This is a genomic window from Dolichospermum compactum NIES-806 (assembly GCF_002368115.1).
In the GTDB taxonomy this organism is placed as follows: domain Bacteria; phylum Cyanobacteriota; class Cyanobacteriia; order Cyanobacteriales; family Nostocaceae; genus Dolichospermum; species Dolichospermum compactum.
This window is the reverse complement of the sequence record NZ_AP018316.1, coordinates 2,590,131-2,611,717: the sequence shown is the minus strand read 5'-3', so window position 1 is coordinate 2,611,717 and position 21,587 is coordinate 2,590,131. Positions and strand designations below refer to the sequence as shown.

Genomic DNA, 21,587 nt, shown 5'->3' with positions numbered 1-21,587 from the left:
AAGTAGTTGACAAACTAAAGATTTTAAATAAGATTAGTATTTTTGTTACATTTTTAATTCAGACTAACTCTCATAGTCTCATTTTTGTTTTGAGTGACCAAACTCTCTAAATCAAGTTAATATACAGCAAAGTGCATGATAATGACAAACAAAAAATGGGCGGTTAAACGCATAACAGTGAATCTAGCCACACAAGAGGCAGAAAAACTAGAAAAATATTGTCAACAGACAGGTAGACCAGCCACAGATGTGATTCGAGAACTGATTAGAAGTCTCCCTCAAGGTGAAGAGATTACAGGAGGGTGATAGACGACCGGGAGCAGGGAGTAGGGGGCAGGGAGCAGGGAAAAGATATTGACAACTGACAACTAACAACTGACAACCGACTAATTCAGTTACAATTTGTAAAGAAACTGAACAAGGAAGAGGGAATGCGCGTTGCAATTGTGGGTGCGGGATTAGCAGGGTTAGCAACTGCTGTAGATTTAGTAGATGCTGGCTGTGAAGTAGAAATTTTCGAGTCTCGTCCGTTTGTGGGGGGTAAAGTTAGCAGTTGGGTGGATGGTGACGGCAACCATATTGAAATGGGGCTGCACGTCTTTTTCGGCTGCTACTACAATCTGTTTGAGTTAATGGAGAAGGTGGGGGCTGGTGATAACTTACGCCTCAAGGAACATAGTCATACTTTTATCAATAAAGGCGGACAAACTGGGGCGTTAGATTTTCGCTTTTTCACGGGTGCGCCTTTTAATGGATTAAAGGCGTTTTTTACCACTTCTCAACTTTCGGTACGGGATAAAATCCAAAATGCGATCGCTCTGGGGACTAGCCCAATAGTTCAAGGTTTGGTAGACTTTGACGGGGCAATGAAAACTATTCGCAAATTAGATAAAATCAGTTTTTCCGACTGGTTCTATAGTCACGGAGGCAGTAAAGGCAGCATCAAACGTCTCTGGAATCCTATTGCTTACGCCTTGGGATTTATAGATTGTGATAATATATCCGCCCGGTGTATGTTGACAATTTTCCAGTTTTTTGCAGTCAGAACAGAAGCTTCAATTCTGCGAATGTTGGAAGGTTCACCCCAGGAATATTTACACAAACCTATTGTTAAGTATTTAGAAGAAAGAGGCACAAAAATATACACCCGTCGTCAAGTCCGAGAAATTAAATTTGCTGAGTCTGGAGAACAAACCCAAGTGACTGGGATATTAGTTGCCCAAGGTGATGCAGAAGAGGTGATCACTGCTGATGCTTATCTTTGCGCTTGTGATGTTCCCGGAATTCAGCGAGTTTTACCCCAACCTTGGCGAAAATGGCCAGAATTTGATAACATTTATAAACTAGATGCTGTCCCCGTCGCTACAGTGCAGCTACGTTTTGATGGTTGGGTGACAGAACTACAAGATGAGAAAAAACGGGGTAAAGGCGGAGTGACACCACCCTTACAGGCAGCAGGGATAGATAATTTGTTGTATACTGCTGATGCTGATTTCTCCTGTTTTGCTGATTTGGCTTTGACTAGTCCTGCCGATTATTATCGTCCTGGGGAGGGTTCATTATTGCAACTGGTATTGACACCGGGAGATCCTTTCATTAAACAAAGTAATGAAGCGATCGCTAATCACGTTCTCAAACAAGTTCATGAACTGTTCCCCTCGTCAAGAGATTTAAACATGACTTGGTATAGTGTCGTCAAACTGGCTCAATCTTTGTACAGAGAAGCACCAGGAATGGATGTCTACCGTCCCAATCAAAAAACACCTGTTCCTAACTTTTTCCTAGCTGGAAGTTACACACAACAAGATTATATTGACAGCATGGAAGGAGCAACAGTCTCTGGAAAACGTGCGGCTAAAGTAATTCTCGAAAGTGTTAAAAAATAGGTATTGGGGACTGGGGACTGGGGACTGGGGACTGGGGACTGGGGACTGGGGACTGGGGACTGGGAACAGTTAAGAGGGAATAGGGAATAGGGAATAAGTAAAAGTTTACCAATTACCAATTACCAATTACCCATTACCAATCTAAAATCTAAAATCTAAAATCTAAAATCCTATGAGTGAATGGTTAGAACACAGCGTCCAAGTAGAAGTAGAAGTTCCCATAGAACTAGCATGGGGATTGTGGTCTGATTTAGAGCAAATGCCTAAATGGATGAAATGGATTGATTCAGTCACAATTTCCCCGGATAACCCAGAAATTTCTCTGTGGAAACTAAGTACAGGAGGGTTAGAATTTACTTGGAAATCCCGAATTACGAAAATGATTCCTAATCAAATTATTCAATGGGAATCGGTTGATGGTTTGCCAAATCAAGGGGCTATTCGCTTTTATAATCGCCATGATATAAGTATTGTGAAAATGACAGTTTCCTATGCTATTCCTGGACTAATTGGTAAACTTATGGATAACTTATTTTTAGGAAAAGTGGTAGAATCCACAATTCAAGCAGATTTGGAAAGGTTTAAGGAATATGCCTTGAACGTGAAAACCAATTAAATGTAAAATTGATTGTCATAAGTATAATGTATGCACTGAGTGTAATATTAATTCAAGTTTAGCGAGGAAAATACAAGTAGTGACTCCCTCTATTCACACAAATCATACATTACTGTTAGTTGTAAATGATGACTTAGTTATACAAATGCAACTACGCCTTGCTATGGAAAAAGAGAGGTATTCGTTGACATTCTCAGGGCTTTAGTCCTGAAAGTGTCTACGAATACAGATACTAGTGATGCAATTTATAACATCTGCAAGCCAGAGAGATGCTGATAATATGGGAAAAACAGCCCATAACTTAAAGTCTAGCAGTGCTTCTTTGGGAGCAATGGATGTCCATCAGCTTTGCTTAGAGTTAGAATTGAAAAGGAAGAATGCCAATTTGGCAGGGTCTTTAGAATTGGTGTCACAGTTGATTAATGAGTATGCACAGGTTGAAATTGCTTTAAAGAAAGTATTACAAGTGTCATGAGCAAAAAATTCTCTAACCGCATTCAAGCTGGTCAAATGTTAGCTCAACATTTGCAAGCTTATAGTAACCGTGAGGATGTATTGGTACTGGCTTTACCTCGTGGTGGTGTACCTGTAGCCTTTGAGGTTGCTAAACTTTTGAATGCGGCAATGGATGTGTGCATAGTCAGAAAACTTGGTGTACCTAGACACAAAGAACTGGCAATGGGGGCGATAGCTTCTGAAAATATTATCGTTTTCAACCAAGATGTAATTGACTCTTTAGGAATAGATCAAGAACAAATTACCGCTGTAGTTAACCAAGAACTGCAAGAATTAAGACGACGAAATCAGACTTATCGAGGGAATAAACCCGCAATTAATGTTAAAAATAAGATAGTTATTTTAATAGATGACGGTATTGCTACGGGTGCGACTATGCGGGCTGCACTAACCGTTATTCAGCAACAACAGCCAGCAAAAATTGTTGTTGCAGTTCCAGTTGCCCCCTTAAATACTTGTGAAGAATTGCGTTTAGAAGTGGATGACGTAGTTTGTTTGCAATCTCCAGAAATTATGTCTGCAATTGGTTTATGGTACGATGATTTTAGCCAAACCACAGATAACGAAGTTCGCGCACTTCTCGGCAATTGACTATCACAGAAATCAAGAAGCAAATTCAAAATACCATCTCCCAAACTCTCACTCTCCGCGCCTCTACGCCTCTGCGTGAAATAAACTCCTAATCAGTTCCTCCCATATTACTCCGGCTAAACTAGGCAAAACCACATCAGCAGCCCCCACCCTCTCCTCTGGTCCCAAGCCTACCGCCCACATATTTGCTGCTTTAGCGGCTGTAATACCTACGGATGCATCTTCAAAAACCACACATTCATCTGGGGGAATTCCTAACTGGTTGGCAGCATTAAGAAATAAATCTGGCGCTGGTTTGGCGGCTTGGACAGTATCACCATCAGTAACAACATCTACTTTACCACCAATTCCCAATTTTTCAATCACCATGCGGGCATTTTTACTAGCAGAACCAATGGCGATTTTGATCCCAGCTTGATGCAATTCATCCAACAAAGCCACAGCCCCTGGTAATAAATCTGCGGGTGTAATATTATGAATTAGTTCTACATAATAATCATTTTTTCGAGCCATCATTTCCTGAATATGCACTTCTGAATATTCTCGATTACCAATAATTAACATCAAAGAAGCGCGACGAGACACACCCCGCAAGGATTCATTAATTTCTCGATTAAAAAATAACCCTTCCTCATTGGCTAACTTTTGCCAAGCTTGGTAATGATATTCTGCGGTATCAGTCAACACGCCATCTAAATCAAAAATCACGCCCCGGATGTTAGTTTTCCCTACCCTTGGCAATTCCTGACGCAAATCGAACTCGTGCCATTTACCATGCCACTGTAACTTAAATTTCAGCCTTGTCCAAGTTGGGGGTAGGTGAGAATGGGCAACGGGGACATTTTCCCGAAATTGAATACCACCGAAACCGAATACTACAGCTTGCCAAATGCCTCCAGCGCTAGCGCCATGTATCCCATCTTGGGTATTTCCGCGTTTATCTTCTAAATCTACCATTGCCGCTTGCATAAAGCATTCATAAGCCTCCTGTGATTTGCCTAAATCAGCGGCTAAAATGGCGTGAATGGCCGGTCCCAAGGAAGAACCATAACTAATATCTGTGCGGGGGGCGTAATAGTCCCAATTTACCTGTAATGTTGACTGATTATAGGGAAAATCGGCAGATTCTCGCATCAAATACAGAAGCATTAATACATCTGGTTGTTTAATTACTTGTCCTTGATTGGTCTTTTCCATCCCCAAAATAATTTGGATTGATTTTTCTCGCGGTTCATAAGCGGCTAAGTTAATATCATCTAGTTGAAAAAATCCCTCACATTGCTCAATTAGTAAGGTTTCTGGATTGTGAAGCATGAGAATTTTAGTGATAATTTCGCGCCAATCTGTGAGGACTTCGGAGGTGATTTGTAATTTTTGCTCCAGTTTTATAGCTACTTCTGGGAAAGTGGAATGCAGCCAATTATAGATGAATAAAGATTTTTCTAAATGCCATTGAACCATCCGATTTGTAAAACAATTGTTATGGACTGATTCGTGATATTCATCTGCACCAATAACTCCACGAATTTCATAACATTCTAATTGGGGATTAAATTCAACTCGACTACTCCAGAAAATGGCGGTATCTAAAATAATTTCTGCACCATAATCTCGCATCCACTCATTATCTTCTGTCACTTGCCAATAATACCAAATGGCGTAAGCAATATCCGCACTAATATGAATTTCTCGATCGCGACACCATATACGGATATCTTCGGCATAAAAGTCACTTCGTAGTGACCAGCGCGGTGTGGCTTCATCTCCAGTTACCGCACTTTCCCAAGCAAACATCGCCCCCTGATACCCATAATGGGCGGCTTTGCGTCGCGCCCCTGGTAAAGTATGATAACGGTAACTGAGTAAATTACGGGCTAAGTTTGGTTGGGTAAAGGTAAAAAATGGCAGAATAAAAATCTCTGTATCCCAAAAAATATGACCGTGATAACCAAAGCCGGATAGGGTTTTTGCAGGTATACTGACTTGAGGATTATTTCTAGGTGCAGCAATTAGTAACTGAAACAGATTGTAACGCACTGCAAAAGCCGCTGTAACATCTCCCTCAATAATAATGTCACTTTGTTGCCAAACTGTATCCCAGGCTTGGGCATTGGCATCAATTAAAGTTATGTAATCTGGTAAACTTACGAGTTTTTCTTTAGCGGTGGCAACTGGTTCGGCAATTTCATTAGATGTAAAAATACTCACAATTTTTGCTATAGTAATTGTCTGTTGAATTTGACCTATAACAGTCATATTCAAGCCCGGATAACCAGGTGTGGTATTAATTTGGAAGTCTGTATTAGTTTCCGAAATATTTATTTTGGCCGCTATACCGACATCTATGCGGCTGTTGCGAGTGCGACTATGCAACCAGAATCCTTGTGTAGTTTTACCTTGATCTAATCCTTCCCAGTGATTGAATCCTTGATTTTCTGAATAGCTGTTTACACTGGCTTGAATTTCAATTAAACCATCAAAATTTATCGGTGTTAATTGGCAACGTTGCCCTACTATATGTTGATCAGCTAAACTAGCAAAGCGTTCAAAATGGATATCTATTACTTTACCATTGGGACTACACCAACGTAAGCAACGACTAAGAATGCCATGATGTAAGTCTAGTTTACGGTGATATTTTAATGTTTTACCTTGATCAAGGCGAAAGCGTTCTCCTTCAATTATAAATGTTAATGGTAGCCAATCTGGACAGTTAACGAGTTCGGTGTAAACTACGGGAACATCATCGTAAACGCCGTTAATAAATGTCGCTGATAATGCACGGGGATAGCCTTCTTCAAATGTTCCTCTTGTTCCTAAATAGCCATTACCGATGGTGAAAATGGTTTCTCGGCTGTGTAAATATTCGGGATTAAACTGGGTTTCAGTTAATATCCAATCTGTATAGCTAAGGTTACGAAAATGGTCTTTTTTATCCATGATTTTGGATTATGTCTCAATAATTTAAATTTATGTTTCGCGCAAAGGTACAAAGGAGCAAAGGCGCAAAGTTTAAGATGAAGATTAAACGGGTTTTAATTCTGAATCTCTCCTGGGCGCACGCCCTGCGCTCCTACTTTCTGAATTTGCCGATATGTTATGATAAAATCCTGTCAGCGATAGGTTTATAAAGCAGATGAAATAAACTTTCCATATAACGATCTCTAGCTTCGTTATCTTCAGGATAAACGAAGTTCCAAAAACTAAACATTTTGGCTAATAATAGAAGTTGATTGGTGTGAGAATTCCAGTTATATTTATGGCGAATGCGTTCAATCATCCATTGGGAATTTTCTAGCCAATGTTCTGGATAATCATGACATTTTTCTAAGAAGTTAGTAATTGTTTTGGCTGTTCCTTCGAGGTCTGTGGGATTGAGATTAAATCCTTGATCGTGATTTTCAATAATTTCCAATGAACCACCAAATTGAGTTGTGAAAGTTGGTAATCCAGAAATCATGGCTTCTAAAACACTTCTGCTAAAGGATTCATAAAGGGCAAAGTGAATATAAATTCCTTGAAAATCGGCAATTACACGATAGGTTTCGGCGATATCGCTCAAAGGAAGACGCATTCCTAACCAGCGAATTTTATGGTGAAGATGATATTGATGAATAATCGCGTGAATTTTTTCTATTTCTTGAATTTCTTCGGGGTTTGTTCCTGAATCTGGATGCAGTTTACTAGTTAATAAAATTAGGTTACATTGTTCTTGTAATTCTTGACTTTTACCGAAACATTCCACTAAACCTGTGAGGTTTTTAATTGAGGTAGTAGGACTAACAGAAAAAATTGGTTTTTTATGGGGATGTTCTAATTTACCGAAAATTTGTGGGTGTTCTGCCTGAAAAATCAGATTTTGGATATGTTGACGACGGTGGGATTCTCTATTGGTTGTTTCGTTGTAGGGAAAAAATATATTTTCACTAACTCCTGGGAGAACCATGTTGAATTTAGGACTAAATAAATCAATGCCATCAATTACATGATATAAGTTGGGCATGGTGAAACATTTATAAGATTCATATTGTCCCATTGTATCTGGTGTACCGACAATCTCCTGATAGGATGATGTGATGATGAAATCTGCGGCATTCATGCTGATTAAATCAGCGGTAAATTGGGCGGAGAAGTGATATTGTGCTTCTAAATCTTGCCAATATAAGTTACTAAATAGAAATTTGGGTTTCTCTAGGGAATGGGCAATGTTACATTGGGTAACTTTCATTTTTCGGGAGAGGATAAAAGCGACTAAGTTACCATCACTGTAATTACCAATAATTAGATTTGGCTTGCCTTGAAATTGTTTTAAAAGTTCTGTTTCGGCAGCCAGAGCAAATTTTTCTAAGTAAGGCCAAATTTCAAATTTAGAAATCCAGTTGTTGGTAATTTCTGGTTGAGATTCTACAAAAGGAACGCGCAAAATCCAAGCATTTTCTGTACCATCAACTTTTTCTAATGGTAAGTTACAAAATGTGCCTTCGCAATGGGGAATTAGTCTAGTTAATATAATGATATGGGGTTTAATTCCTAATGTATCTAAACCTGCAAGTTCAATTTCTGCTCGCATTTTGTTTTCTAAACTGCGGGCTTGTTCTAAAACATAAATAACTTGTCCTAATGTTTCATCTCTGCCTAAAACATCTTCTTGTGCAACCCAACCATGTATGGAAATGAGGACGACCCGGAAAACTGCACAAATTCGAGAAACAAAGGTTTCTAAGATGGCAGGTTCGGGATTATCCATGAGTTTTTCGAGAAGTTCTAAGGTTTCTCTAACTCTGGCTGCATTGTTACCCCAACCTGGTTCTAAACCAAGTTCTTGGAGATGACAACCAAATTTTTCATAAGGTGTATGGGGAGATAAATTACTAACAAATTCTAAAGCTAGTTTGATTTGTTTGGTTAGTTGTAATCCTGAATAAATGTGATTACTAATTAATAGGCTAATGCCATTATATTCTAATCTCTGTAGTGATTGAAATAATGCGTGAATCCAATATTCAGGATCTGTTAATGATTGATTACAAAAATAATGATTAAGAACGGTTAAACCTTGTCCAATGTTTCGAGAATCACTAATTCTCGGCGCTGCTGGGTAGAAGGGATGAAGATCAATTTCTAAAATGTGGGGTTGGTAACGGTTGACTAAGCGATCGCTCACATCTAATAATGCTTGTGGTGTCATTAAGTCAAACTTGGTCAAATCAGCGCTTAATAACCATACCTCTTGACTGGCAATTTTTGGTCTAAGGACGAACCAAGTATTTTCACTATCTAGAATTATTTCATGTGTGTACTGAATAAATGTTCCTAGTGAGGAAGAGTGATAAAAATAAGCAGGTTTTTGGAATTGGTGACAATAATCTGCAAATGCTTGTAAAATCTCGTTTCTTAAAAAGTAACGTTTATGATTATTACCCAATCCTAAGATAAACTCACCTAAAGCATTTTTTTCATCACTGTTAATAATAGTTTGCACCAATTTATACATTGTACATTACCAAACTCTAGCGAAGGTCAGAATTATTGATATACTGTTCCGAGTTAATCGTAAATAAGTTACTCAACCATTTACTTCTAGCTAAAGGATGAACCCTTACCTCTTCTTATAGATAGAGAAATATCTATTCGTTACAGCATAGTTCTGAAGTATATTAATTACCATTTTGTATATCTTACTTGTGACACTTTTTTAATAGTCCATTAAAATAAGAATCAAATATTACATATACTGAATACTCATATCCTCAACGAATTTTGTAGGTTGGGTATTTCGTGATGAAGTGTAACTAATTTAGCCAAAATATTAAAAATAATTGAAAATAAATTTATGTTTTTGTTTTTATGGCAGATTTAATTTTGTAAATAGTCCTTGTGCCACTATTTAAATAGTCATACATCACTAAATCAATTTTGATTTAATGCTTTGTAAATAGCCCTTGTGACAGTATTTAAATAGTCATGCAACATTGGAGTACATTTTATATACAATTTTGTAAATAGTCCTTGTGACAGTATTTAAATAGTCATGCAACATTGGAGTACATTTTATATACAATTTTGTAAATACCCCTTGTGACAGTATTTAAATAGTTATTTAATTCACAATTTGTAACCGATATTTTCTATAGTATTTATAGAAACAAAGTGCCAATTTGGCTGACTAGTTACGGGAAACATAGTATTCTGCATATAATAGTGTCACAAGGAGTATTTACAAAACTGTAAACAGGAAATATCTCAATGTTGTATGACTATTTAAATAGTGTCATAATACGAATATCTGTATTTCCTATTTTTTACCAAACAATCAACTTGGGCATACAATGCTAGAAATTTGCCTGTATTTTTACTAACACAAGGGTAATGTGTTCAGTAATTTTTTCAATTTATACACTCAAAAATTGCAGGATTTAATCTATTTAGATTACAAATTGCTAATGAGATATCACTGATTGAATGTATACCAATGCTCACAAAACCTCACAGAAAATTAATAAAATTCTCTCATAACCACAAATAATGTTGATATTTAATCGGTAAGTTATCGCTATACTCGAATTTAGATATCGAAGTTATTCACCAAGAGAATTAAATCCTGTGCATATCATCTGTATATATTGCTGTGATTGCACAAATATCCCCTTGATTTCTCCCTATTATTCGGAATTTAGGAGATAAAAAGTCAGGACTTAAAAGGCTTGTCAAATCAGGAGTAAAATTCCTAAACTTGACTATAAAAGTCTAATTAGTTTGGACTAAAAAGATTTTCTGTTCTGAATATTTACGAATTATTAACTTTCCATCCTACAAGATTAGATCAGGGTTAGTTATGAACTATCAAGCTTCTTCTGCTCAGAACGATTTTCATAGTGCCATCACTCCCGAACAGTTCAATCATATCATTGAAGCTATTGCTGATGGACGGTATTCTTGGGCTTGTGTACTGATTTTACGTTGTATTGATTACAATCCCATTCACTATATTCCTCAACGGACTTACAGCCGATTAATTAAAGAAAACCGTCAAAGTCCTGGAACAGCTAGTAAACAAAAAGCAGATATTTGAGTCTTTTGTTAATAGTTATAGTTACAAGGATTCATATCAATTACTAAGTAGGTGAACAGAAAAATTTAAAGGTATGTGAAGAAAAGTAAAATCACTCAAAACTCTCTTCCTGTTCCCAGTTAAGAGTTCCCTTTTCCCTTGCCCCAACGACAATTTTTAAGGCCCACCTACTTAAGTCAAAAGGTAGAGTAACTCAGCAGAAAGTTATTCCCTAAAACTAATAATTTGGGATTTTGTTCCTATCTAGTACAGCACGGCGGAAATAAATAGACCATTCCAAACTACTGGAAAGCTCATTGTATATTCGTTTTGACTTTTGACGAACGCCCTGCGGTACTAGTTTTACTCCTGAATCCTGACTGGATGTTTTGGTAGTTATTTAAGGTTAAGGAATATAAAAATGAAACCCTTTGCAACTATAGATGGTAATGAAGCTGTGGCTAAAGTCGTTTACCAATTAAACGAAGTTATTGCCATTTACCCGATTACACCATCTTCACCGATGGCGGAATGGTCTGATACTTGGATGAGTGAGGGAAAACCGAACATTTGGGGAACTGTTCCTGCGGTGGTGCAGTTGCAGAGTGAAGGGGGGGTTGCAGGTGCTGTGCATGGGGCTTTACAAACTGGTTCACTGACAACAACCTTTACAGCATCTCAGGGGTTAATGTTGATGCTACCAAATATGTACAAAATTGCCGGTGAACTTACACCTACAGTATTTCATATTGCGGCGCGATCGCTTGCAGCCCAATCCCTCTCCATTTTCGGAGATCATAGTGATGTCATGGCCGCAAGAACCACAGGTTTTGCCATGTTATGCGCTGCTTCTGTGCAAGAAGCCCATGATTTTGCCCTAATTTCCACAAAAGCAACTTTATTATCTCGGATACCTTACTTACACTTTTTTGATGGTTTTCGCACTTCCCACGAAGTCAATAAAGTAGAAATATTAACAACTGAAGACTTACAAAAATTTATTCCCATAGAGTTAGTAATTGCCCATCGTTCACGGGCTTTAACACCTGATCATCCGGTATTACGAGGAACAGCCCAAAACCCTGATGTTTATTTTCAAGCCAGGGAAACAGTAAACTCTTTTTATTCAGCTTGTCCAGATATTACTCAACAGGTAATGGATGAATTTGCCCAAAATATAGGGAGAAAATATCAACTATTTGATTATCATGGACATCCAGCAGCAGAAAAAATAATTATTCTCATGGGTTCTGGTTGTGAAACAGTTCATGAAACCGTAGATTATCTCAATCAACAAGGTGAAAAAGTCGGAGTTATCAAAGTTAGATTATATCGTCCCTTTGATACCCAAAGATTTATTGATTCTCTTCCCCAAACTATTCGCAAAATTGCTGTTTTAGATAGAACAAAAGAACCAGGGGCAATTGGTGAACCTTTATATGTAGATGTAATCACTGCAATTCAAGAAGCAAATCCAAAATCCAAAATCCAAAATCTAAAATTGATTGTGGGGGGAAGATATGGTTTATCTTCTAAAGAATTTACACCAGCAATGGTAAAAGTGGTATTTGATAATTTGGATTTAGAAACACCAAAAAATCATTTTACTGTCGGGATTAATGATGATGTTACCCATACCAGTTTAGCATATAATCCCGAATTTAACATTGAAGCTGACAATATAGTTAGGGCAATTTTTTATGGTTTAGGTGCAGATGGTACAGTGGGGGCAAATAAAAACTCAATTAAAATTATTGGCGAAGAAACAGATAATTATGCCCAAGGTTATTTCGTTTACGATTCTAAAAAATCTGGTTCTGTCACAGTCTCTCATTTACGCTTTGGTGATCAACCAATACATTCTACCTATTTAATTACTAAAGCTAACTTTGTCGCTTGTCACCAATGGGATTTTATCGAGAAATTCCCGATATTGAAAGATATTATTCCTGGTGGCACTTTTTTACTAAATTCACATTATGACAGAAATGAAGTGTGGGATAAATTACCTACCACCATGCAAACAGAGATAATTAACAAAAATCTCAAATTCTATGTCATTAATGCCTATAAAGTCGCCCGTGAAGCGGGAATGGGTGGACATATTAACATCGTTATGCAGGTTTGTTTCTTTGCTGTTTCTGGTGTTTTACCAAGAGAAGAAGCTATAGATGAAATTAAAAAATCTATTCGTAAAACCTACGGTAAAAAAGGCGAAGAACTTGTACAAATGAATATGCAAGCAGTTGATAAAACCTTAGAAAATCTTCATGAAATTAGGGAACGGGGAACGGGGAACAGGGAACAAGAAAATACTCAAATTTCACCTATCCTCAATAATGCACCTGCTTTTATTCGTGATGTATTAGGGAAAATGATAGTCCGTGAAGGTGATGATTTACCTGTAAGTGCATTACCTGTAGATGGTACATATCCCACAGGAACATCTAAATGGGAAAAACGCAACATTGCTGAAGAAATTCCGGTGTGGGATGCTGACGTTTGTATTCAATGTGGTAAATGTGTGATGGTGTGTCCTCATAGTGTCATTCGCGCTAAGGTATATGCACCAGAAGAATTAGAAAATGCCCCAACAACTTTTAAAAGTGCAAATGCCAAAGAACATGATTGGCATGATTTAAAGTTTACCATTCAAGTAGCAGCAGAAGATTGTACAGGTTGTGGTATTTGTGTTGATGTTTGTCCCGCCAAAAATAAAGCCGAACCGCGCAAAAAAGCCATTAATATGGCAGCGCAAAAACTATTGCGAGAACAAGAACGAGAAAACTGGGATTTCTTCTTAAATCTGCCTAACCCAGATAGACGGAATTTAAAGTTAAATCATATTAATCAACAACAAATGCAAGAACCGTTGTTTGAGTTTTCTGGTGCTTGTGCTGGATGTGGAGAAACACCTTATATTAAACTTGTAACACAATTATTTGGCGATCGCATGATCGTTGCCAACGCCACCGGTTGTTCCTCTATCTATGGTGGTAACTTACCCACCACACCTTGGACAAAAAATGCCGCAGGTAGAGGTCCTGCTTGGTCTAACAGTCTATTTGAAGATAACGCCGAATTTGGCTTAGGTTTCCGGGTTTCCATAGACAAACAAGCCGAATTTGCCGCTTATTTACTCCAACAACTTGCACCCCAAATAGGTGAAACCCTAGTCACAGATATCCTCAACGCTGAACAAAAAGACGAATCGGATATTTACTCTCAACGAGAACGAGTTTCTATCCTGAAAGAAAAACTAGATGAAATGTTAAATAATGTAGAGACGTTACATGGAAAGTCTCTACCAAAAAATGATATAACAAATCTAAAATCCAAAATCCAAAATCTTCAATCCCTCGTTGATTATTTAGTGAAAAAAAGTGTTTGGATCATTGGTGGCGACGGTTGGGCATATGATATTGGTTACGGTGGATTAGATCATGTAATCGCTAGTGGCCGCAACCTTAATATTCTCGTATTAGACACAGAAGTTTACTCTAATACTGGCGGTCAAATGTCCAAATCTACCCCTAAAGGTGCAGTAGCAAAATTCGCCGCAGGTGGTAAACCCTCAACTAAAAAAGACTTAGGTTTAATCGCTATGACCTACGGTAACGTTTATGTTGCTAGTGTAGCAATGGGCGCAAAAGATGAACAAACCCTGAAAACTTTCTTAGAAGCCGAAGCTTACGAAGGTCCATCATTAATTATTGCCTACAGCCATTGTATTGCTCACGGTATCAACATGAGTACAGCCATGCAAAACCAAAAAGCCGCTGTAGACTCTGGACGCTGGTTATTATATCGCTATCACCCCGACCGCATTAAACAGGGAGAAAACCCCCTACAACTCGATTCTCGCACCCCTCGCATACCAATAGAAAATTCCATGTACATGGAAAACCGTTTTAAAATGTTAACCAAAATTAACCCAGAAACAGCAAAAGAACTCCTCAAAGAAGCCCAACTCGATGTTAACACCCGTTGGCAAATGTACCAATATTTAGCCGCCAGAAAATTACAATAAAGCTAAATTACGAGTCATACCATTTCTTTGTGAAAATGCGCCAAATTTTTTGAGATTTTCTGTCTCTGTGTCCTCTGTGCCTCTGTGGTTCATTTATCTTAATTGAATTAATATCAGGAGTCAGGAGACAGAAAGAAAAAATTACCCATTACCAAATGTATGAACTTAACTACCACATATTTAGGTTTAGAATTAAAATCTCCCTTAGTTCCCTCCGCGTCTCCACTTTCAGAAGACATTGATAATATTAAACTAATGGAAGATGCAGGTGCAGGTGCTGTTGTTATGCACTCACTATTTGAAGAACAATTAAACTTAGAAAAATCCGCACTTCATCATCATTTAAGCTATGGTACAGAAAGTTTTGCAGAAGCTTTAACCTATTTCCCAAACATCGCTAATTTCCGAGTCGGACCAGAAGAATATTTAGATCATATTCGCAAAGCTAAAGAAAAAGTGGATATTCCCATTATTGCTAGTTTGAATGGTTCTTCCGTTGGTGGTTGGACTGAATATGGTAAACTCATGCAAGAAGCAGGAGCATCAGCACTAGAATTAAATATTTACTATGTTCCTACAGATCCAGATTTAAGTAGTCACGATATCGAGCAAAATTATCTTGATATTCTCACATCTGTTAAAGCCGCCGTTACTATTCCTGTAGCCGTAAAACTCAGTCCTTACTTTACTAATACTGCGAATATTGCTAAACGTTTAGATCATGCCGGGGCTGATGGATTAGTATTATTTAATCGGTTTTATCAACCAGATATTAACTTAGAAAATTTAGAAGTTGAACCTCATGTACTTTTAAGTACCCCCCAAGCTATGCGTTTACCCCTGCGCTGGATAGCCATTCTCTATGGTCATATTCAGGGTAGTTTAGCTGCAACTAGCGGTATTCATAATGCCCATGATGTGATCAAAATGTTAATGGTAGGCGCAAATGTAACTATGTTATGTTCAATATTATTACGGGAAGGTATTAACCATATTCAGTGTTTAGAAAAAGACCTCCGGGAATGGATGAAAATACATGAATATGAATCTGTCAAGCAAATGCAAGGTAGCATGAGCCAGTTAAAATGTCCTAATCCTAGTGCTTTTGAACGCGCTCAATATATGAAAGCTTTGCAAACTTATAATCCAGATTTGGGTAGAGTTTATACACCATCTTAGTCCTGACTCCTGACTGGGCGCAGGCCCTGCGCCCCTACCTCCTGACCTATGAAAAAACGTATCGGTATTCTTACCAGTGGTGGTGATTGTCCTGGTCTAAATTGTGTGATTCGCGCGGCTGTGAGTCATGCCACACGGACTTTTAATTGGCAGGTAGTGGGTATCCCTTACGCTACCCAAGGGTTGCTAGAACGGAAAACAGTGCCGTTAAGTATACATGGTTGGGATTTACGCGGGATTGACCCTTTGCTAAATATGGGGGGAACGATTTTAGGTAGTATTAACAAAGGGGATACTTTAGCTCATGCTGATGAAATATTAGCGGGCTATGAGGCGATCGCTTTAGATGCTTTAATTATTGTGGGTGGAGATGGTAGTTTAGAGATTATTCATCAATTAGCAGTTTTAGGTCATTGGAATTTAATTGCTATTCCCAAAACCATTGATCATGATGTCGCTTTTACAGAACATTCAATCGGCTTTGATACGGCAGTTAATACCATTGTTGATGCCATTAACCGACTCATATTTACCGCTGCTAGTCATGACCGCGTGATGATTATCGAAGTTATGGGACGCAACGCCGGACACCTAGCTTTACACTCAGGAATTGCCGGCGGTGCTGATGTGATTTTAATTCCCGAAGTCCCCTATACTATTCAGGGAATATGTAATCATCTGACCGAATTACGCGAACAGTGGCAAAAAAAATTCGCCATTATAGTTGTTGCTGAAGGTATATCTGTTTGTACAGAAGATGCCAATAATCCTTCTACTTGCACAACTGCTAAATGTGGTCAAGGTCAATATATTGCCGAAAAAATTGCCAATTGTAGTCATCACCTGATTGATACCAGAGTTTCTGTATTAGGACATATTCAACGCGGAGGTATTCCCTCAGCTTTAGACCGTCTCACAGCCACCATGTTTGGTAAAGTTGCCATTGATTTAATTGCCCAAAATCAATACGATCAAATGTTAGCTTGGCAAAATGGCAAAGTTGTTACTTTCCCCATTCAAGATGTTATAGATAAAAATCCCTCTCTTGTTGATCCTCAAGGTGATTTAGTTCAAACCGCTCGATCTTTAGGCATATATATTGGTGAATAAGGTAATAGGCAATAATTCCTGATATTCCCCCTGCCCCCTGCTCCCCCAACTCCCTTACGTATTACTCGGCTTCAGCGAGCGCTTCTAAATGAAAAGCCACATTTTTCAGCGCCATCTCAATTTCGTTACTATATGAAAGACTTCTCCATCTTGGGGCTGTGGCATGATCCAAAGCAGTTGTATCCAAGTATTCTGCAAAAACTATCAGTTTTTCGGGGTCTGTTGCGGCTGTTGCCAACTTTACTAAAAACTCTTGAGGTGTCATAGATTTGTCAGGAAAGAATAAAAGTCTCATGAATCGGTCAATTCTATGAGCATAAGTGCTACCATCCTCAAAAATCTGTTCAAAATACTCAAATATTGGTAATTGATAATTGGGTAATTTTATTCTTCTTTCTTCTTTCTTCTTTCTTCTTTCTTCCTGACTCCTGATTCCTTGAGTACATAACTCAATGTTTCCAGTAATTCTTGATTAGTGTAGGGTTTTAATAAAATCGCAGGAACTTGATTTTCATTACTTGGTTCCAGCATATTTTGGATATTGCGTCCACTACAAGCAATTATTTTGACTTGAGGATTAATTTTTTTCAAATTGGAGATAGCAGAACTTCCATCCATTTCTGGCATCATCATATCCATCAACACTACTCTAATTTGCTGTTTGTACCGTGCATAAATAGCGATCGCCTCCATCCCATTTTTAGCAGTAATAGTTTGATAATTGTAACTTTCTAAAATATTTTTCGTAACTTCCAGCACTTGGGGTTCATCATCTACCACCAAAATTAACTCTCCCCGTCCTGGATACATTTCCAGATAATCCGGTTCTAAAGCGATAACTTCCTGATTTACCGATGGTAAAAATACTTTAAATTTACTGCCTTTCCCCACTTCACTATCAACATTAATAAAACCCTTGTGACTTTTAATCGTTCCTAGCACTGTTGATAGTCCTAATCCTGTTCCCTTGCCAATATCCTTAGTAGTAAAAAATGGCTCAAATATTCTTTCTAATATTTCCGGTGGCATCCCCGTCCCCGTATCTTCCACGGTAATCACAATATAATTCCCCACAGCAGCATAATGATTTATCCGTCTCATCTCTTCACTAATATACAAATTTTCCGCAGAAATAGACAGATTGCCACCATTAGGCATAGCATGACCAGCATTAACCATTAAGTTAATTAATACTTGTTCCAGTTCATTCTTATCCCCAGATACCGTCCATAATTTTGGCGGGATATCGGTGAAAAATGTGATAGATTGGGGAAAAGAAAATGTTTCCTTAGCTATCTGAATAGTATCCCTAATCAAATCACTAATCTGAATAATTGTATATTGAATCTCTACGCCCTTCGCAAAAGATAAAAGTTGTCTTACCAAAGCTGCCCCTTTTTTAGCATTAGCCTCAATAGTTGTTAACATTTGCAAACAATTATCTTTATCTAACGAAGATTTACTTTTAAGCAATTGAGCATATCCTAAAATCGGTGTTAAATGATTATTGATATTGTGAGCAATCCCACCAGCTAAAGTTCCAATACTTTCCATTCTCTTAGCATGAATTTCCATTTGTTGAGCGCGGGCAAACTGCTCTTCTAGTTGTTTCTTCTCAGTAATATCAGTATCTACCGTGAGAATAGATTTAGGCTGTCCATCAGTATCTAACATCAATGTCCAACGACTTTGAACAATAATTAGTTGATTTGATTGTGTCCGTTTGCGTAATTCACCCTGCCAACTTCCCAATCTCACTACAGTTTTCAGAGGAATGATCTCTTGCTCATGGGAAGTTGAATCATAAAAAATATCCCTGGGATTCTTGTCTAAAACCTCCTGACTTTTCCACCCATATATCTTCTCTGCACCCTGATTCCAAAAAAGAATCTGGGCTTGAAAATCACGGACGAAAATTGCATCAGTTGCAATATCTAAAAGGGCAGCTTGTTCAGAGATTTGCTGTTCAGTTGCCTTCCGTTCAGAAATATCTCTAGTAGTACCAATCATCCGCATCGGTTCACCATTTTCATTACAGTAAACTTTTCCTCTAGAACTCAACCAAGTTAGACTACTATCACCACCAACTATCCGATACTCACAGACAAAATCAACTTTTTTCTCAATAGAGGCACTCACACATTTTTGAAACCGCTCACGGTCTTCAGGATAGATTAACTTGAGAAATTCTTCACAATTAGGAGATAAAGTATCAATAGGTAAACCATACATTAAACCCAAATTAGGAGACCAGAGAGTTTCATTGATTTGGATCTGCCAATCCCAAATCCCAATTTTACCTGCTTCCAATGCCAATGTGAGTCGAGCTTCACTTTCTTGTAAAGACTCTTGAATCTGTTCCCGTTCCACGATTTCCTGTTGCAATCGCTCATTAGCAATCACTAATTCTGCCGTGCGTTCTTTTACTCTGGTTTCCAAAACATCGCTATCTTGACGGAGGGCTGCCTCTAATTTCTTGCTATCGCTAATATCAGTTATTGACCACAATAACCCAGTTTGCTTACCTTCACTATCAGATATAGGATTTACTCTCACACTGGCATAAAATAACACACCTTTGCGAGGCTGGAAATTTATTTCCCATTCCTGTAAATGCTGCAATTTTTTTAACTGGGATACGAATTGAGAGCGGTTTTGTTCAGCAATATACACCACTAACGGCTTGCCAGTCAGATGATTTTGACGTACAGATAATAAGGATGCTGCTGCATAATTAGCCTGTTGAATTATACCTAAACTATCAGTTACTAAATAACCATTAGGTGCAAATTCAAATAAATTTTGATAACGCTGTCTTTCTGCTTCAGTAATTTCACGAGAATAGATCAATTGTTCATTTTGTTGCCGCAGTTCTTCTTCTGCAATTTGCAATTCTTCTAAGGTTTCTTGAAGTTGCAGATTAATTTCTACACTATCAGCAACCTCTTCTTTCACCCATTGTTGTAAATAATTATAAGTTTGCCAGCGAATTACTTCTAATTCTTGATTAATTGCTGTGTGTTTTGTATGAGAATCTGCACAATTTTCCTGTAATGCCTCAAGCACACCCACTATTTTTTCTATATTTAAGCTTTGTAATAAGTCTTTTTCATGGACAATACCGATTAAGTTTTCTTCATCATCTACTATAGGTAAATGTTGAATACCATGCTGCTTTAAAAGTGCCAACACGGTCAAAATATGCTCATAATCTGATTTTTTTAGGGTAATTGGTGGCCGATTCATCACATCCGCCATTTTCATCGCTGATAGGTTAGTATTTGAAGCAACTACCCTCAATACATCCTTAATTGTAAAAATTCCTTGTAATTTCTTACCCTCTACCACCAAAACATAGTCTTTTGCTTCTTGGGTTGGATGATTAACTGTAACCTGGTTCATCAAGTTAAGAGCATCCATCACATAACTATCATGACTAATAGTTACAGGAGAATAATCAATAATTTGATGTAAACTAGGTAAATCAATTAACTTCTCATTCAGTCCATCAACTAATGGGTTTAATGGCTTTATTTGATCAATAAATACTTCTGTAACTACTTTCATACCGATAAGACTATGCTAATGAGGGTTTACTAAAAAAATCGGTTCTACCGCTCCCCTTATGAAAGAGAATATTAATTTAATTTTCGTAGCTTGGGTTGAACGAAGTGAAACCCAACATGGTTCTTCCGTACCTGTTATGCCAAATATGAGTTTATTTACCCCATAACCCATATAAATAAAGGGTTTCATTGTTTTTGATGGCAAATTTATATCAAATTCACCGATGAATTAACGTAAAATCCTTACGATATCAGGATTTTAGGGGTTGACAAAATTATTTAGCATAATAAGTACCGAAGAACCAAAATTGTCGTTATGGCAAAGGAATAGGAAAGGGGGAACAGAAAAATCAGTTGTGTCATTAATTTTGTCATAGGACTTGTTAGCGATCAAGAGGCCTACACTGCTGCAAATTTTGGGATATTTTGTTTAATTTGGATAACTCTAACAGACTATGAGCAGTAATAAGGATTAAAACTGTTTTGGTGTCTGGCTTTGCAGTTATATCTTGTACGTTATTAATCTGCAATTTAAGTAGGTGAACAGAAAAATTTAAAGGTATGTGAAGAAAAGTAAAATCACTCAAAACTCTCTTCCTGTTCCCAGTTAAGAGTTCCCTGTTCCCTTGCCCCAACGACAATTTTTAACGCCCATCTACTTACTCTATCTAAATTTTAATTGTTTTATCAAATTAAATACTTAAAAATCTATATATAAATTTTCAGTTTTGTCAACATTTTCAATAGTCAGTAATCGCCACTTTGCTTCAAAGGACATCTTGGAACAACTATAGCACACTTTTAACTTAATAGTGCTTGGTTGAAATAAAATTTAAATTAAACACAAAGCGCAAATATAAAGCATATATTAATTTCGCCTTCTCTACAAGTTTAGGTTGAGCATTGCTAAATCCCTACTGATTCCTCCTGACTCCTGTTTTAATTTAATCACTTGTGTTATTACAGATAAAAATAACTCAGGCTGTATAATTAACCCATCTTCTCAATCAATACCTTAGCCATTTTCTGTAGGTTGGGTTAA

General features: G+C 37.6%; 13 protein-coding genes. 9 read left to right on the top strand and 4 right to left on the bottom strand.

All coding sequences use genetic code 11. The features are described from left to right. The first annotated feature begins 135 nt into the window (after positions 1–135). The 5 genes from CA730_RS12465 to CA730_RS12445 all read left to right on the top strand — a co-directional run bounded on the left by CA730_RS12465 (position 136) and on the right by CA730_RS12445 (position 3,609). A complete protein-coding gene (locus CA730_RS12465; RefSeq protein WP_096667670.1) occupies positions 136–306 on the top strand; it encodes a ribbon-helix-helix domain-containing protein in 171 nt (56 codons plus the stop codon). A 125-nt stretch (positions 307–431) separates the two neighbouring features. After that, positions 432–1,886 carry a 9,9'-di-cis-zeta-carotene desaturase gene (zds, locus tag CA730_RS12460; RefSeq protein WP_096667668.1) on the top strand — a complete coding sequence of 485 codons (1,455 nt, stop codon included), beginning with the start codon at positions 432–434 and terminating at the stop codon, positions 1,884–1,886. A 172-nt stretch (positions 1,887–2,058) separates the two neighbouring features. After that, positions 2,059–2,502: an SRPBCC family protein gene (locus CA730_RS12455; RefSeq protein WP_096667666.1), complete on the top strand. Its 444-nt coding sequence runs from the start codon at positions 2,059–2,061 to the stop codon at positions 2,500–2,502. A gap of 238 nt (positions 2,503–2,740) precedes the next feature. Further along, complete coding sequence (locus CA730_RS12450) at positions 2,741–2,977, top strand: Hpt domain-containing protein (protein ID WP_096667664.1); 237 nt, start codon at positions 2,741–2,743, stop codon at positions 2,975–2,977. Beyond that, the gene (locus tag CA730_RS12445; RefSeq protein WP_096667662.1) at positions 2,974–3,609 is read left to right on the top strand and encodes a phosphoribosyltransferase; all 636 of its coding nucleotides are present in this window, start codon (positions 2,974–2,976) and stop codon (positions 3,607–3,609) included. The genes CA730_RS12450 and CA730_RS12445 overlap by 4 nt, the downstream gene beginning before the upstream one ends. A 63-nt stretch (positions 3,610–3,672) precedes the next feature. On the opposite strand, the gene pgmB is transcribed toward CA730_RS12445, so the two are convergent. After that, positions 3,673–6,549 (bottom strand): beta-phosphoglucomutase, encoded by a 2,877-nt coding sequence (gene pgmB, locus CA730_RS12440; protein ID WP_096667660.1) that lies wholly within the window; start codon positions 6,547–6,549, stop codon positions 3,673–3,675. 157 nt (positions 6,550–6,706) lie between these two features. Continuing rightward, positions 6,707–9,103, bottom strand: coding sequence for a sucrose synthase (locus CA730_RS12435; RefSeq protein WP_096667658.1), 2,397 nt, complete (start codon positions 9,101–9,103; stop codon positions 6,707–6,709). A 1,341-nt stretch (positions 9,104–10,444) separates the two neighbouring features. Between CA730_RS12435 and CA730_RS12430 the strand changes: the two genes are divergently transcribed. From CA730_RS12430 to CA730_RS12415, 4 genes are all read left to right on the top strand, one after another. Beyond that, complete coding sequence (locus CA730_RS12430) at positions 10,445–10,681, top strand: HetP family heterocyst commitment protein (RefSeq protein WP_096667656.1); 237 nt, start codon at positions 10,445–10,447, stop codon at positions 10,679–10,681. Positions 10,682–11,081: 400 nt separating this feature from the next. Then, the gene (nifJ, locus tag CA730_RS12425) at positions 11,082–14,690 is read left to right on the top strand and encodes a pyruvate:ferredoxin (flavodoxin) oxidoreductase (protein WP_407919737.1); all 3,609 of its coding nucleotides are present in this window, start codon (positions 11,082–11,084) and stop codon (positions 14,688–14,690) included. A 159-nt stretch (positions 14,691–14,849) separates the two neighbouring features. Continuing rightward, complete coding sequence (locus CA730_RS12420; protein ID WP_096667652.1) at positions 14,850–15,869, top strand: dihydroorotate dehydrogenase-like protein; 1,020 nt, start codon at positions 14,850–14,852, stop codon at positions 15,867–15,869. A gap of 48 nt (positions 15,870–15,917) precedes the next feature. Next, the gene (locus CA730_RS12415; RefSeq protein ID WP_096667650.1) at positions 15,918–16,979 is read left to right on the top strand and encodes an ATP-dependent 6-phosphofructokinase; all 1,062 of its coding nucleotides are present in this window, start codon (positions 15,918–15,920) and stop codon (positions 16,977–16,979) included. Between the two features lie 61 nt (positions 16,980–17,040). Here the strand turns inward: CA730_RS12415 and CA730_RS12410 are convergent, their stop codons facing one another. After that, on the bottom strand, positions 17,041–17,244 hold the full coding sequence (locus CA730_RS12410) for a hypothetical protein (protein ID WP_096667648.1): 204 nt from the start codon (positions 17,242–17,244) through the stop codon (positions 17,041–17,043). Between the two features lie 119 nt (positions 17,245–17,363). Continuing rightward, entirely contained in the window at positions 17,364–20,546 is a 3,183-nt protein-coding gene (locus CA730_RS12405) for a PAS domain S-box protein (RefSeq protein ID WP_096667646.1), read from the bottom strand. Positions 20,547–21,587 lie beyond the last annotated feature (1,041 nt).

What these genes read in the sequence shown, in the direction of transcription:
- CA730_RS12415 (WP_096667650.1), top strand. Translation starts at nt 15,918, where the DNA reads ATGAAAAAACGTATCGGTATTCTTACCAGTGGTGGTGATTGTCCTGGT.
- CA730_RS12450 (WP_096667664.1), top strand. Translation starts at nt 2,741, where the DNA reads ATGCAATTTATAACATCTGCAAGCCAGAGAGATGCTGATAATATGGGA.
- CA730_RS12435 (WP_096667658.1), bottom strand. Translation starts at nt 9,103, where the DNA reads ATGTATAAATTGGTGCAAACTATTATTAACAGTGATGAAAAAAATGCT.
- zds (WP_096667668.1), top strand. Translation starts at nt 432, where the DNA reads ATGCGCGTTGCAATTGTGGGTGCGGGATTAGCAGGGTTAGCAACTGCT.
- CA730_RS12420 (WP_096667652.1), top strand. Translation starts at nt 14,850, where the DNA reads ATGAACTTAACTACCACATATTTAGGTTTAGAATTAAAATCTCCCTTA.
- nifJ (WP_407919737.1), top strand. Translation starts at nt 11,082, where the DNA reads ATGAAACCCTTTGCAACTATAGATGGTAATGAAGCTGTGGCTAAAGTC.
- CA730_RS12430 (WP_096667656.1), top strand. Translation starts at nt 10,445, where the DNA reads ATGAACTATCAAGCTTCTTCTGCTCAGAACGATTTTCATAGTGCCATC.
- CA730_RS12445 (WP_096667662.1), top strand. Translation starts at nt 2,974, where the DNA reads ATGAGCAAAAAATTCTCTAACCGCATTCAAGCTGGTCAAATGTTAGCT.
- CA730_RS12405 (WP_096667646.1), bottom strand. Translation starts at nt 20,546, where the DNA reads ATGAAAGTAGTTACAGAAGTATTTATTGATCAAATAAAGCCATTAAAC.
- pgmB (WP_096667660.1), bottom strand. Translation starts at nt 6,549, where the DNA reads ATGGATAAAAAAGACCATTTTCGTAACCTTAGCTATACAGATTGGATA.
- CA730_RS12410 (WP_096667648.1), bottom strand. Translation starts at nt 17,244, where the DNA reads ATGACACCTCAAGAGTTTTTAGTAAAGTTGGCAACAGCCGCAACAGAC.
- CA730_RS12465 (WP_096667670.1), top strand. Translation starts at nt 136, where the DNA reads ATGATAATGACAAACAAAAAATGGGCGGTTAAACGCATAACAGTGAAT.
- CA730_RS12455 (WP_096667666.1), top strand. Translation starts at nt 2,059, where the DNA reads ATGAGTGAATGGTTAGAACACAGCGTCCAAGTAGAAGTAGAAGTTCCC.